Genomic DNA, 13,349 nt, shown 5'->3' on the forward strand with positions numbered 1-13,349 from the left:
TGTTAATTGCCCCTAGTTGAGAAGGATTCGAGTTCGGCGTCGGGAAAGCTGTCGACCACGGCGCGGACGTTTGGATCGGCCAGCACGTCGGCTCTAACGCGTTCCTCGGCGATCTTCTCCTGGTCAAGCAACGACGGTTCGCCCGCGTCGTCCGAGAGGGTTATCTGCCAGCTCATGCCCGTCAGCGGCTTGAGCACCGCCGCAAGCTCGCGCGGCCAATCGCCGCCCAGGGGCCGCATCGGCTTCAGCACCATCTCCGGAGCGGCATAGCGAACCACCCCGACCTGATCGTGGAGCTGAACTGCAAGATTGTGCTTGCCGTTGGCCTCGAGGAATTTGACGAGCGCCGGAAAGTCCGCCGGCAGGGCCGCGGTGGGCGCGGACGGCTTGCCCGCGGATCCCGCCGCGGGCGCGGCAGCGGCGCCCTCTCCGGTTATCCTGGCGATGAGCGCGGCAGGGTCGGGCATGTTCGCGGCATGGATCAGGCGCAGCAGCGCCATTTCCGCGGCCTCGCGTGGCTCGGGCGCGACGTCGACGTCCTGCAGGCCCTTCAGCAGCAATTGCCACAGGCGATGCAGCGCGCCCCACGACAGCGCTCCGGCGATCTGTTCGGCACCTTGCCGCTCCTCGGCCGATTGAAGCGCATCGGGCTGCGCCCCCGCCTTGACCCGCGTTGCGGAATGCAGTGCCTCCATCAGGCCGCGCAGCAACTGCGTCGGATCGATCCCGAGCTCGTGCGCCTCGTCGAGATCGGCCAAGGCGATGGTAACGTCGCCGGCCAGGACGAGATCGAGCAGCCGGCGGATGCGCCCGCGGTCGGCAAGCCCGAGCATGTCGCGGACCTGCACGGCGGTGACGGTGCCCGCGCCATGCGCGATCGCTTGGTCGAGGATCGACAGCCCGTCGCGCGCCGAGCCCTCGGCCGCCCTGGCGATCATGCCGAGCGCTTCGGGCTCGACTTCGACCTGCTCGGCCTCGGATACCGACGCGAAGTGGGCCGCGAGCTTCTCGGCCGGGATGCGGCGAAGGTCGAAGCGCTGGCACCGCGACAGCACGGTGACCGGAACCTTGTTCACCTCGGTCGTCGCGAACAGGAACTTCACATGCTCAGGCGGTTCCTCAAGAGTCTTGAGCAAAGCGTTGAAAGCAGCCTTGGACAGCATGTGGACTTCGTCGATGATGTAGATTTTGTAGCGGGCGCTGACCGAGGCATAACGGACCGCGTCGATGATCTCGCGGATATCGTCGATGCCGGTGTGCGAGGCGGCGTCCATCTCGATCACGTCGATGTGACGGCCCTCGCTGATCGCGCGACACGGTTCGCAGACATTGCAGGGCGTGATGGTCGGCCCGCCCTGCCCGTCCGGGCCGATGCAATTGAGCGCCTTGGCGATCAGCCGCGCGGTCGAGGTCTTGCCGACTCCGCGGACGCCGGTGAGCAGGAACGCATGGGCGACCCGGCCGCGGGCGATCGCATTGGCGAGCGTCTGGACCATCGCATCCTGGCCGATCAGCTCCGCGAACGTCTGCGGGCGATATTTGCGGGCGAGGACGCGATATGCGCCACCGTCGGCGGCTTTGGGCGGGACATCGGGAAGGTCGAGGCCGAGCCCCGGTTCTTGCGCTGGATCGACGAGGTCGAGGGGATCGGACATTGCGCCTTATCTAGGGGTCGCCGACGCGCTTGTCGAAGCCTGATCACCCAGGCTGATGCCGACCTCATGCCCCCATCGCGAGCTCGGGCCGAGGTCGAAATCGGAGAATAGCATCACGCCGATCATTAGAATGAAAAGAACGATGTCGGTCCGCCGCGAGCGAGTGAACAGAAGCGCCGCCATGGGAACGAAATAAGGCAATTGGTAGAACCAGAACCAATAGTCGTTCAGCGCCGGGACGGCGCGGGTCCATTGCCACGCCATGGTCGCGCCTTCGACCAGCAGGATTCCGCCGATCACCAACCGCTTGCGCGCCCAATAATGGTCGTCGAGGTTCTTCCACTCGCCTTCGCTGCGCGGAAAGATCATCGAGGCGGAGAGATAGTAGATCATCGCCACCGCCAGCGCGATGAAGACCGTACGCCAGCGAACGTGAAGCAGTTCGCGCACCGACCAGCTGAACAGCCAGTAACCGGCGACATCGACCATCACGAACAAGGCGAGAAGCGGCGTCAGCACCCCGATCGGCCGCCGGGAATGGGCGTCAATCGCGTCCGCGAACTTGATGGCGATTTCGATAAACGTCAGACCGATCAGCAGCCCGAAGACCGAAAACAGGAATTCGAATTCTGTCATGGCCCCACCCCGATGCCCCGTTGTGACATCGGTTGAGCGAGTTCCAAAGCAGGAAAAGGTGGAAGCCGACGACCCGGCACGAAATCGTTGTGGCTGCTTCCTTCCGGACCTGACCAGGTTGGCGACAGCGCCGTCCGCCGACTTCCGGACGCGCATATGGGGGACTAGCAACATGGACGCAAGTTCATGTGACCCTCCGCGGCACTTCATGCACCGTTCAGCGCGAGACGCGGCGCAATAGCGCGTTGGCCGAAAAGGATTAGCTCATGCCACTTCACGTGTTGATCCTGTCGCTCGCCGCGGCCGCAACGCAGCCGGTGCCAAGACCTCACCACTTCAGCCATCAATTCGTCAGTCCCATGGGAGAGCCGTTCCGTGCCGGCGCTGGCGGGGATGCGCTGACGGCGTGGTTCGGACAGGCCGACGCAAATCACGATGGCATTCTCTCGAGCGAGGAAATGCAGGCGGATGCCGAGCGCTTCTTCGCGATGCTCGACAGCAATCACGACGGCGAGATCGATCCCGACGAGATCACCGAATATGAGGTGAATATCGCTCCGAGAGACCGAACGGGACTACTCAACCTTCCCGAGCCGGTCGTGGCCGCCGACACCGACTTCAACCGCGGTGTTTCGCGCGAAGAGTTCCGGAAGGCCGCAATGCTTCGCTTCCAGGCGCTGGACGTGGATCATCAGGGGCGCCTGACCCTGTCGCTGCTGGAATCGCTGTCGCCCGCCGGTCCGCCCCGCGCGAAGCATGTCGAGGGCCCGGACGACACCTTGTCAGGAATCGATCCGGCCAGTTAAAGCGCGAGCGAGAGGCATAGATGTTCGTGTCAGCCCTGTTCCTGCCGCTGCTCGCAGCCGGCATTGCAACGCCGTCTTCAAGGGATCCGATCGTCGTCAAAGGCCACGCCTGGGCGCCGTTCATCAGCCCAATGGGCGAGCCGTTTCGCGCCCGCTCGGCGGACGACGATTCCCTCGTCCGGTGGTTCAACCAGGCGGACCGCAATCGGGATGGGTCCCTTAGCCCCGACGAGATGCGTGCCGATGCCGACCGCTTCTTCGCCACCTTGGACAGCGATCGCGACGGTGAGATCGATCCCGTTGAGCTCGCGCAATATGAGTGGGAAGTCGCGCCCGACATTCAGGTCATGTCACGAACCAGACCGCCGCCGGGACAGGCTCCGGCGAAAGCACGCCCGACCGCCGGACCAGGCGGAGAAGAGGAAGTGCGCTCTTACTATCCCCATGGGCTCCAGGGCGCGGCGCGCTACGCGGTCCTGAACCTGCCGGAGCCGGTGGCCGCCGCCGACGTCAATTTCGACCGCAGCATCACCTTGAACGAATTTCGGCAGGCCGCCGCCGAGCGCTTTCAGCTGTTGGACGGAAGCCGGGCGGGCAGCCTCAACCTCTCCCAGCTCCAGTCTATGCGCCTCTCACTCAGCACGTCGAAGCGGAAGTATGATGATCCGGACGCCCGGATCGGCAGCCCGCTTCCGCCGGGCAACTAATTGCCTGGGCCAGGCTCTCCGAGCATATCGAAAGACTGGTCGTAATGAACGCCGGCTCGCGTCTTGTTCGCGGGGACCTCCTTCAGCGTCATATGCACCAGATAGGGCGGCGTATCGGCGATCCAGAAGGAAACCGTTCCGCCCCCGGGCACCGGCGAGTCGACGACCCAGGCGTCGATCATCCCGCGATACCCGGCCCGGATCCGTTCGCGCCCGCGAACCCTTTCGAGCACCACTTCGGGATCGCCCTCGGCGGGAACGGCTGGCAGAGCAAAGGTCTTTCCGACCGCCAAAGGCAGCGCTGCGGGCATGAGGCTGCGCATGCAGCAGTTGAAGTCGTACGACGGTGCCTTCACCGGGACCTTGCTGACGGTTTCGTGCCCAGTCACGTCGGTAACACGGCCTTCGGCGCCCGTCGCCGAGAAGGTCCAAACCTCTTTGCTTCCATCTGGGTTGACCAGGACATTGCTGACCGGAGCGAAGGTCGCCGGGTCAAACATGTTGACGCTGCTCGTCACCCGACCGTCGAAATAGCCGAGGGTCTGCGTGCGGACCCACAGCTTGCGGCCATTCACGTCGCGCAGGCGCAGCTGGTCCGTCCATATTCCCGGAATGAGCGTGCGCCCGTCGGTCGTCGTCTGGCTCGCTACCAGCGCGTTGTCGTAGGGCTTCAACCTCGCCGCATCGACAATACCGTCACCGAGAATGACTGCGACCGGATCCGACGAGGCTGGTGCGGAGCCCGATGCCGCGGAGGCAAGCGCGGCGCAAATCAAGGACGTGGCACTCCGCAGAGTCACCGCCCGCAGCCCACGGTCCGGTACGAGTAGGTGACGTTGAGAATCTTCCAGGTCCCACCCTCGCGGGTAAGGTCGAAATGGTTGACCCCGCAATGATGGACTTTTCCGTCGATCAAGAACGTATAGGGGGTCCACGCCATCGCGATGTCTCCATCGACCCTCACGATCGGCCCTTTCAGCCGCGGCTCAAATTTCTCAGGCCCCGGTCTGACGCCGGCAACGAATTCCGCCCAGCTTGGATGACGGATGACGACGGTGCCATCAGGTCCTTGCGCGACGACAGTGGCTTTCCCCTCGGGACGGATAGCTGCCAAGACCTGGCCGCCATCATGCGCAACAACGCCGGCCAGCAAGGCATTGATCGTGGCCATGACCGCGGCGGCATCAGGATCGACATGGCGACGCGAATGGTCAGTCGCATCGGCCGGTCGGTCAGCAACCGGGGCCGAAACTTCTGGCAGAAACAGCCTCCCCGTCTGCTGCACTTGCGCCGACAGGCAAACAGTCCCGAAGACTAAGCAGGTGGCAATTCGTCGCATCGGCCCTCCCGAACGGAGGGCTACGATCCGGCGAGTGCGCGGCGCAATATCCAACTGCGGCGCTTCGGACATGGCCAATTCAGCGTGATTACCGCCCCATCCAGTTGGTGGCGGCGGCCGGAATCCGGACATCGAGAGTCTTCATGTCGCCAGTGAGAATGATCTGACACGCCAGGCGCGAGGTCCGAGTCACGTGCGCTGCGAAATCGAGCAGATCCTCTTCCTCCTCGCTCGCCGCGGGCAGCTTCTCGAAATCCGCAGCAGCCACGATCACATGACAGGTCGAGCAGGCCATGACGCCCTCGCATGCGCCTTCGAGCGGCTCACGGGCCGCCCACGCGACGTCGAGCAGCCTCTGCCCAGGCTCCGCTTCGACTTCCTTGTCGAGAGTTCCGTCCGCCCGGAAAAACCGCACCAGGGTCACGCGTCGAGCCGCTCCTGGGCCTTGGCCACTGCGGCAATGCGCTGGCACGCGTCAACCAGCTCCTTTTGCGTGGTGTAGCGGCCGAAGCCGAGGCGGATCGACGACCGGCTTTGCGAGTAGCTGAGGCCGAGCGCGCGAAGCACATGGCTTGGACGGCCCGAGCCGCTTGCGCAGGCCGAGCCGAGCGAGAAGGCGATGTCGCGCAGGTCGGCCATCATTCGCGCTCCATCGACGCCATCACGGCGAAGGTTGAGGTTGCCGCGATAGCGGTGGGAGATGCTGCCGTTGATGACCCAGCCCGGACCCAGAGCGTGAACCGCGGCCGCCCACAGCTTCTGGACATGATCGTAGTCGCGCGTCGCCCGCTTCTGCGCCAGCTGCGCTGCTTCACCGAAGCCGACACATAGCGCGGGCGACAGCGTGCCCGAGCGCATCTGGCGCTCCTGGCCGCCGCCATGAAGCAGCGGCGCGGGCTCGGCCCCGTCGCGCATCCACAAAGCGCCGATCCCCTTGGGCCCATGGATCTTGTGCGCCGAGATGGCGATCAGATCGGCATCGAGCGGCAGGTCGATCCGGCCGAAACCCTGGACCGCGTCGCACAGCATCAACGCGCCCACCTGATGCGCCGTGCGCGCGATCTCGGTGACCGACTGGATCACGCCGATCTCATTGTTCACCAGCATCACCGCGACCATCAGCACGCGCTCGTCGAGCTCGCGCTCTAGGTCGTCGAGGTCGAGCAGGCCGTCGGGCTTCACCGGCAGGATTGTGAGGTCGATGCCATGATCGGTCAGCCACTCGCAGGTGTCGAGGACGGCGGCGTGCTCGGTCGCGACGGTGATGATCCGGTTGCGGCCCGGCGGCGCTTTCTCCGCCGTGCCCTTGAGCGCCCAGTTGATCGCCTCGGTCGCGCTTCCGGTGAAAGCGACGCTGCCGCCGCTGACGCCGATCGCCTTGAGCACCTGGTTCCGCGCGACCTCGACTGCCGCATCCGCCTCCCGCCCCCACCGCGACGGCGAGTGCGGATTGGCGAAGCGCTCCTCGATCCACGGGCGCATTGCCTCGGCAACTTCGGGAGCGAGCGGCGTGGTCGCCTGATAATCGAGGTAGATCATGCGGCCCGCGCGTTGGCGCGTTCGGCGATCCGCCGCCATTCCCCAAGAAAACGCGCGATGTCGGCCTCGTCCGTGTCCGCGCCGAAGCTGACGCGGATCGCGCACTCTGCAATTTCGGGAGAGACACCCATCGCCGCGAGCACTCGGCTCGCCTTCATGCTTCCGGACGAGCAGGCGCTCCCCGCGGACACCGAAATGCCGGCGAGATCGAACTGGATCACCTGACTGGCGCTTGCGACACCGGGCATGGCGTAAGCGCCAATGGTGGGGATTCGCGGTGCGCCGGCTGCGATCACGGCGCCGCCGGAAGCAAGGATGCCGTCCTCGAGCGTTGGGCGAAGCGCTTCAAGGCGCGGCATGGCGTCTGCGAAACGACCGCCCTGCAACGCCGCAACCATGGCCGCCGCTCCCGGAAGGTTTTCGGTGCCGCGGCGATATCCGCGCTCTTGCCCGCCACTCGCGTCAAGCGTGCCGAGGTCCTTGACCAGCACCGCGCCAACCCCAGGGGGGCCGCCGAGCTTGTGCGCCGAGACGGCAATGAAATCGGCATCCGGAAGCGCAATCTTGCCGACTGCCTGGGCGCAATCCGCCAGCAACAGCGAGCCGGCGGCCCGGACGCGGTCGTAGATCTGGCCGAGAGGCTGGATGACCCCAGTCTCATTGTTGACCAGTTGGATCGCGACCAGCGCCGGTCCTTTGGCCAACGCATCGTCGAAAGCGGGGAGGTCGATGAGCCCATCGCCATCGGCCAGCAGGACTGTCGCGTCTGGCCCCATTGCCGCTTCCACAACGTCGTGCTCGGTGGGTCCGACGACCCGACGCTCCAGCGTCGCCCGCGCCGCGACGATCTGGATCGCTTCGCTGGCACCGGATGTGAGGATGACGTCATGACACCAGCCGAGCGTATCGGCGACGGTCTTGCGCGCGTACTCGAGGGCGGCGCGCGCTTTGCGCCCGTCCGCATGCGGTGAACTCGGATTGGCCCAATGCTCGAGTGCCTCCGCCATCGCCGCCCGCGCTTCAACGCTCACCGGCGTGGTCGCGGCATGGTCGAGGTACAGTCTGTCGGAGCTGCTCAAAAGCGCTGGATTCCTGCCGATTGCCACCTGAACGGGCGTCCCTATATAGGAGCCGACGCCGCAGTGCACCCGCGCATGCGGCCCAGATTTTACGCGAGCTTTTGCATTCCATGCCCGAAGTGATTTTTCCCGGCCCGGAAGGGCGCCTTGAAGGCCGTTTTCATCCCGGCACCCGTCCCCGCGCCCCGGTTGCGCTGATCCTCCATTCCCATCCGCAAGCGGGCGGGACGATGAATAACAAGATCGTCCAGCTGCTCTACCAAACCTTCGTCAAGCGCGGCTTCGCCACCCTCCGCTTCAACTTCCGCGGCGTCGGCAAGAGCCAGGGCCTGTTCGACAACGGCATCGGCGAATTGAGCGACGCCGCCTCGGCGCTCGACTGGGTGCAGAGCATTCATCCGGAGGCTGAGACGACCTGGGTCGCGGGCGTCAGCTTCGGCGCCTGGATCGGCATGCAGCTGCTGATGCGCCGGCCCGAGATCAAGGGCTTCATCTCGATCGCCCCGCCCGCCAACATGTATGATTTCAGCTTTCTCGCCCCGTGCCCGTCGTCGGGCATCATCGTCCAGGGCGAAGCCGATGAAGTGGTCACGCCGAGCGCGGTGCAGAAGCTGGTCGATAAGCTCCGCACCCAGCGCCACATCACCATCAATCACGAGACGATCCCGGGCGCGAACCACTTCTTTGCCAACGAGCTCGACCTGCTGATGAAATGCGTCGACGAATATCTCGACATGCGGCTCGCGACCGACCCGATCAAGCCGGCTACACTGTCCAGATCATCACGTTCATGACGATGACCAGCGCCGCGGCGAGCATGAGCAAGCCGCGGCCCCTGCTCTGACGAACAAGCGCCAGCCTGAATCCGGCAGCGCCGAGCAGGAACGCGGCGACCATTGCGGTCCCCATCATAATCGACGAAAAATTCTCCATTTCCCCGCCTAGTTTCACCAAGGCTTAACCACATTGGGTCAAGTTGGCGCGATGCCGCCGTCCGAACAGCAGAAGCGCCTCGAGGAGGCGTTCGACAAGATCGAGGAAACGATCCTGCCGTGCATTTCGATGATTCTCGAAACGCTGATCGAAGCGTCGGAGTCGGTTGCCGAAGGCGAACGTCGCTTCCTGATCGGCGAGCTCAAAACCCTCGCCGCCGAACTCGAGGAGCTGACCCTGACGGTCGAGCGATCGAGCCCGGCGCATGTCGAGCCCGGCGAATATAAGGCGCGGAGCGCCGCCTAAGCCTGGTTGACGATCCGCGCGTGAAGCGCCGGGTCGACATTCCCTCCCGACAGCACGACCACCGTTCCTTGCGCCGGAGCAAGCTTGCCCGCCAGCAGCGCCGCGAGCCCGACCGCCGCCCCCGGCTCCACCACCAATTGATGCCGCGCCCACGCGAAGCGAACGGCGTCCGCCACCTCCGCGTCCGTGACGGATAGTGCCTTGGCCCTTCGCTCGCGAAGGACGCCGAGCGTGATCGGCGATACCTTGAGCGTCTGGATCGCATCGCAAAAGGTGGGCGGGGCGTCGGGACCGACCGGCACGATCTCACCGCGCTCGAGCGAATGGGCCATGTCGTCCCAGCCTTCGGGCTCGACGACCACCACCTCGGCGTCGGGGCAAGCCAGCGCGATTCCGGATGCAAGCCCGCCGCCACCGCACGGGACGATGATCCGCGCCGGTGGCTCGGGCATTTGTTCGAGGATCTCGAGCCCGACCGTGCCCTGCCCCGCGACGATCATCGGGTCGTCGAAGCTCGGCACGACGGTGGCGCCGGTCTCTTCGGAAATCCGCGCCGCGATCGCCTCCCGGCTCTCGCCGAGACGGTCGTAAAGGATGATCTCCGCCCCCTCGCCGCGCGTACCCTCAACCTTCACTTGGGGCGCATCCGCCGGCATGACGATGATGGCGCGGATGCCGAGCCGCCGCGCCGCGATGGCGACACCGCGCGCGTGGTTACCGGAGGAAAATGCGACCACGCCTCGCTCGCGCTCTTCCGGCGACAGCTGCGCCAGGCGATTGCTCGCCCCCCGCAGCTTGAACGACCCGCCGGTTTGCAGGCATTCGCATTTGAGCCAGACGCGCTGGCCCGCGATCTCGCTCTCGATCAGCGGCGTGGTCTCCACCAACCCGCGAATTCGCTCCTTCGCGGCGATAACCTCGTCGCGGTCAACGGCAGTCAAAGCGGTCCTCCTCGCCAGTCCGGCATCGGCCGCTCCCCGATCGCGACTTCGACGGCCGCGGCGGCCAGCAGCCGCGTCGAATCGAGGATCGGCAAGGGCGAGACATCGGCGGTGATCAGCAACGGGATCTCGGTACAGACCAGTGCCACCGCATCGCAGCCTTCGGCGGCCAGCGTGCGGATAATCTCGACATAAGCGTCGCGCGAGCTGTCGCTGACCGTCCCCAGGCATAGCTCATCGAAGATCACGTCGTGGATCAGCCGGCGGTCCTCCTCGTCCGGAATTGCCCAGTCGATGCCTCGCCTGCCCAGCGCGCCGGGATAGACCGGGCCGGTCATCGTCCAGTTGGTGCCGAGGATGCCGATCTTGCGCCGTCCCTCTTCGCGCGCCTGCTCGGCGACAACCTCCGCGATATGCAGGCACGGAAGCGCGAAATCCTCGCCGGCCGTCTCCAGCGCAATGTGCGCGGTATTGTCGGGGCAGATGAAAAAGTCGGCGCCGGCCGCAGCGAGCTTGGCGATATCCTGCTCGAACAGGTTACGGACCGTCGTCTGATCGTCCCGCTCATAGGCCTGCATCATGAAATGCATGGCGATCCCGGTCATCGTGATTTCGGGATGAAGGTGGGGGCCGAGCCGGCGAACGCCCTCGAGGCAGGTGGTGCGATAGCACAAGGTCGCGCCCTCGAAGCTATGGGCGAGGATCCCGATGTGCTTCATTTCCATGCCTTAAGCCCCTGTCTTGGCTGAGGTTTCGATCAACCGTTGCAGTTTGACGACAAATGCGCCCGAAAATGAGCCGGCGGGTTCAAAAATTCTTGCACCGCGGGACCCTCGCACATATATCGCGCCCCGCTGCCCCATGGGACTTCCAACCGCAAGGCAGCTTTGGCTTGGATTACCCGTTGGAGGTCCCTTGAATTGCACAAGCATCATCGCCCGCTGGGGCTAGCTAACTCCCAGGACGGCGCCCGGGGGGGTGTCGACATCGCAAAGCTTCGTCCGGTCCAGCCGGTCACGCTGCTGCGTCCTCACGCGGCGCGTCGCGCGGCGCGTTTCTTCGTCGAGAAATTCCTCGGCCGCTCGATCTACGCGGTCAAGGCGAACCCCTCGCCCGACCTGCTGAAGATCCTGTGGGACGCCGGCGTAACCCATTACGACGTCGCCTCGATCGGCGAGGTCCGCCTGGTCAGCGAAACGCTGCCGGGCGCGGTCCAGTGCTTCATGCACCCGGTCAAGGCTGAGGAAACCATCGCCGAGGCCTATTTCGAGCATAATGTGCGGACCTTCAGCCTCGATACGCTGGAAGAGCTGGAGAAGATCATCCGCGCCACCGCCCGCGACGGCGTGGCGGCGACCGACCTCAACCTGCTCGTCCGTATCCGCGTCAGCTCGGATCATTCGAGGTACAGCCTCGCCTCGAAGTTCGGCGCCGAGCCCGCCGAAGTGAAGGCGCTGCTGATGGCCACTCGCCAGGCGGCGGACGCGCTCGGCATCTGCTTCCATGTCGGCAGCCAGGCGATGAGCCCGGCCGCTTATGCCGAAGCGCTGGCGCGGGTTCGCTCGGCGATCCTCGAGGCGTCGGTCACGGTCGACATCCTCGATGTCGGCGGCGGCTTCCCCTCGGTCTACCCGGGCATGGAGCCGCCGGCCCTGGAGAATTATTTCGCTGTCATCCACGCGGGCTTCGAGGCTTTGCCGATCAGCTATTCGGCCGAGCTGTGGTGCGAGCCCGGCCGCGCGCTCTGCGCCGAATATGCGAGCCTGGTCGTGCGCGTCGAAAAGCGCCGCGGTACCGAGCTCTACATTAACGACGGCGCCTATGGCGCGCTGTTCGACGCGGCCCATGTCGACTGGCGATATCCCGTGCGCCTCTTGCGCGAGACGCCGTCGAAGACTCGTAGCGCCGAGTTCAGCTTCTTTGGACCGACCTGCGACGATATCGACCAGATGGCGGGACCGTTCGAGCTTCCCGGAGACGTCGGCACCGGCGATTATATCGAGATCGGCATGCTCGGCGCTTACGGCTGCGCCATGCGCACCCGGTTCAACGGCTTCGGCATGACCGAAAGCATGATCGTCGAGGACGAGCCGATGGCCAGCCTCTACGCCGGGTCCAAGGTTCGCCGCTCGAACGTGGTCAAGCTTTAAGGCCACCCCCGACCGTCATCCCCGTGAAAACGGGGATCCCACTTTGTTTTTCTTGACCATCGCGAGTAGCGGAATTCCCGCGTTCGCGGGAATGACGAGGATTTGAGTGACATGGAAACCGATACGCTGAACAAGGTTCAGGACGCCGAGCGGATCAACGATATCCGCAAGGCGGAGCTGCTGGCGACCCCGATCGAGCATATCGACATCACCACGTTCGACGCCCGCCCGATCATCGATTCGATGGGCAAGATGAGCTTCACCAGCCGCGATCTCGCGCGCGCAACGGGCATCTACAACCAGATGCTCGAGGACCCGGCCTGCTCGATCATTTTGGTGATCGCCGGGTCGACTTCGGCCGGCGGCTGCATGAACCTCTATGCCGAGCTGGTGAAGTCGAACATGGTCGATGCGATCGTCGCCACGGGCGCTTCCATTGTCGACATGGATTTCTTCGAAGCGCTTGGCCACAAGCACTACCAAGCCAATGAAATTCCTGACGATGATACGCTGCGTTCGCTCTACATCGACCGCATCTACGACACTTATATCGACGAGCAGCAGCTGCAGGATTGCGATCACACCATCGGCCAGATCGCCGACAGCCTGGAGCCGCGCGCATACAGCAGCCGCGCCTTCATCCGCGAGATGGGCAAGTGGCTGAGCGAGGGCAACGCCAAGAAACAGGGCAGCCTCGTCCAGCTCGCTTACGAGCATGACGTGCCGATCTTCTGCCCGGCCTTCGTCGACTCGTCGGCCGGGTTTGGCCTCGTCAAGCACCAGGTCGATGCGATGAAACGCGGCGGCCATTACATGGTGCTCGACGCGATCGCCGACTTCCGCGAGCTCACCGACATCAAGATCAAGGCCGGCACCACCGGCCTGCTGATGATCGGCGGCGGTGTGCCGAAGAACTTCACCCAGGACACCGTCGTCTGCGCCGAAATCCTCGGTCACGACGATGTCGAGGTGCATAAATATGCGGTCCAGATCACCGTCGCCGACGTCCGCGACGGCGCCTGTTCTTCCTCCACCCTCCAGGAGGCGGCGAGCTGGGGCAAGGTGTCGACGGCGATGGAGCAAATGGTGTTCGCGGAGGCGACGAGCGTCCTCCCGCTCCTCGCCAGCGACGCCTGGCACCGCGGCGCCTGGCGCAACCGCGAGAAGCGCCGCTTCGCCAAGCTGTTCGAGTAGCGAAGCCTTCATTCGTCATTCCCGCGAAAGCGGGAATCCACCTTTTCTGAGATATCGCTAAGAA

General features: G+C 64.8%; 16 protein-coding genes and 1 other RNA gene. 6 read left to right on the forward strand and 11 right to left on the reverse strand.

What is annotated here, in order from left to right; all coding sequences use genetic code 11:
* Nucleotides 1-2: 2 nt before the first annotated feature.
* The 3 genes from N539_RS17150 to ffs all read right to left on the reverse strand — a co-directional run bounded on the left by N539_RS17150 (nt 3) and on the right by ffs (nt 2,440).
* Nucleotides 3-1,655, reverse strand: coding sequence for a DNA polymerase III subunit gamma/tau (locus N539_RS17150; RefSeq protein WP_037552791.1), 1,653 nt, complete (start codon nt 1,653-1,655; stop codon nt 3-5).
* 6 nt (nt 1,656-1,661) lie between these two features.
* A complete protein-coding gene (locus N539_RS17985) occupies nt 1,662-2,291 on the reverse strand; it encodes a hypothetical protein (protein ID WP_051531813.1) in 630 nt (209 codons plus the stop codon).
* Between the two features lie 54 nt (nt 2,292-2,345).
* An RNA gene (ffs, locus tag N539_RS18270) (signal recognition particle sRNA small type) lies at nt 2,346-2,440 on the reverse strand.
* A 117-nt stretch (nt 2,441-2,557) separates the two neighbouring features.
* On the opposite strand from ffs, the gene N539_RS17160 reads away from it, so the two are divergent.
* Both N539_RS17160 and N539_RS17165 read left to right on the forward strand, forming a co-directional pair.
* Entirely contained in the window at nt 2,558-3,097 is a 540-nt protein-coding gene (locus tag N539_RS17160) for an EF-hand domain-containing protein (protein ID WP_051531814.1), read from the forward strand.
* A 20-nt stretch (nt 3,098-3,117) separates the two neighbouring features.
* Entirely contained in the window at nt 3,118-3,804 is a 687-nt protein-coding gene (locus tag N539_RS17165; protein ID WP_051531815.1) for an EF-hand domain-containing protein, read from the forward strand.
* On the opposite strand, the gene N539_RS0113460 is transcribed toward N539_RS17165, so the two are convergent.
* Genes N539_RS0113460 through N539_RS0113480 form a run of 5 tightly spaced genes read right to left on the reverse strand, consistent with a single transcriptional unit; the run spans nt 3,801 to nt 7,761 of the window.
* The gene (locus tag N539_RS0113460) at nt 3,801-4,604 is read right to left on the reverse strand and encodes a hypothetical protein (protein WP_156029961.1); all 804 of its coding nucleotides are present in this window, start codon (nt 4,602-4,604) and stop codon (nt 3,801-3,803) included. The two genes, N539_RS17165 and N539_RS0113460, sit on opposite strands and share 4 nt — an antisense overlap.
* Nucleotides 4,601-5,221: a hypothetical protein gene (locus tag N539_RS17170; RefSeq protein WP_156029963.1), complete on the reverse strand. Its 621-nt coding sequence runs from the start codon at nt 5,219-5,221 to the stop codon at nt 4,601-4,603. The genes N539_RS0113460 and N539_RS17170 overlap by 4 nt, the downstream gene beginning before the upstream one ends.
* 10 nt (nt 5,222-5,231) lie before the next feature.
* Nucleotides 5,232-5,567 (reverse strand): 2Fe-2S iron-sulfur cluster-binding protein, encoded by a 336-nt coding sequence (locus tag N539_RS0113470; protein ID WP_028970688.1) that lies wholly within the window; start codon nt 5,565-5,567, stop codon nt 5,232-5,234.
* On the reverse strand, nt 5,564-6,682 hold the full coding sequence (locus N539_RS0113475) for a cysteine desulfurase family protein (RefSeq protein ID WP_028970689.1): 1,119 nt from the start codon (nt 6,680-6,682) through the stop codon (nt 5,564-5,566). The genes N539_RS0113470 and N539_RS0113475 overlap by 4 nt, the downstream gene beginning before the upstream one ends.
* Nucleotides 6,679-7,761, reverse strand: a complete 1,083-nt coding sequence (locus N539_RS0113480; RefSeq protein ID WP_028970690.1) for a cysteine desulfurase family protein — start codon at nt 7,759-7,761, stop codon at nt 6,679-6,681. The genes N539_RS0113475 and N539_RS0113480 overlap by 4 nt, the downstream gene beginning before the upstream one ends.
* Nucleotides 7,762-7,871: 110 nt before the next feature.
* Between N539_RS0113480 and N539_RS0113485 the strand changes: the two genes are divergently transcribed.
* Nucleotides 7,872-8,555, forward strand: coding sequence for an alpha/beta hydrolase (locus N539_RS0113485; protein WP_028970691.1), 684 nt, complete (start codon nt 7,872-7,874; stop codon nt 8,553-8,555).
* Here N539_RS0113485 and N539_RS18860 read toward each other — a convergent pair.
* Nucleotides 8,527-8,694 (reverse strand): hypothetical protein, encoded by a 168-nt coding sequence (locus N539_RS18860; RefSeq protein WP_197018423.1) that lies wholly within the window; start codon nt 8,692-8,694, stop codon nt 8,527-8,529. The genes N539_RS0113485 and N539_RS18860 overlap by 29 nt on opposite strands.
* A gap of 51 nt (nt 8,695-8,745) precedes the next feature.
* On the opposite strand from N539_RS18860, the gene N539_RS0113495 reads away from it, so the two are divergent.
* Nucleotides 8,746-9,000: a hypothetical protein gene (locus N539_RS0113495; RefSeq protein WP_028970692.1), complete on the forward strand. Its 255-nt coding sequence runs from the start codon at nt 8,746-8,748 to the stop codon at nt 8,998-9,000.
* Here N539_RS0113495 and N539_RS0113500 read toward each other — a convergent pair.
* Entirely contained in the window at nt 8,997-9,941 is a 945-nt protein-coding gene (locus N539_RS0113500; protein ID WP_231463063.1) for a threonine ammonia-lyase, read from the reverse strand. The two genes, N539_RS0113495 and N539_RS0113500, sit on opposite strands and share 4 nt — an antisense overlap.
* On the reverse strand, nt 9,938-10,660 hold the full coding sequence (locus N539_RS0113505) for an aspartate/glutamate racemase family protein (RefSeq protein ID WP_028970694.1): 723 nt from the start codon (nt 10,658-10,660) through the stop codon (nt 9,938-9,940). Before N539_RS0113505 ends, N539_RS0113500 begins: the two co-directional genes overlap by 4 nt.
* Nucleotides 10,661-10,861: 201 nt before the next feature.
* Here N539_RS0113505 and N539_RS0113510 point away from each other — a divergent pair, with 201 nt between their 5' ends.
* Together N539_RS0113510 and N539_RS0113515 are read left to right on the forward strand one after the other, a co-directional pair.
* Nucleotides 10,862-12,091, forward strand: a complete 1,230-nt coding sequence (locus tag N539_RS0113510; RefSeq protein ID WP_028970695.1) for a type III PLP-dependent enzyme — start codon at nt 10,862-10,864, stop codon at nt 12,089-12,091.
* A gap of 111 nt (nt 12,092-12,202) precedes the next feature.
* Nucleotides 12,203-13,285, forward strand: coding sequence for a 1,9-bis(guanidino)-5-aza-nonane synthase (locus N539_RS0113515; protein WP_037552793.1), 1,083 nt, complete (start codon nt 12,203-12,205; stop codon nt 13,283-13,285).
* The last annotated feature ends 64 nt before the right edge of the window (nt 13,286-13,349 follow it).

Origin of the sequence: Sphingomonas sp. URHD0057 (assembly GCF_000620665.1) — a bacterium.
Classification (GTDB): Bacteria; Pseudomonadota; Alphaproteobacteria; order Sphingomonadales; family Sphingomonadaceae; genus Sphingomicrobium.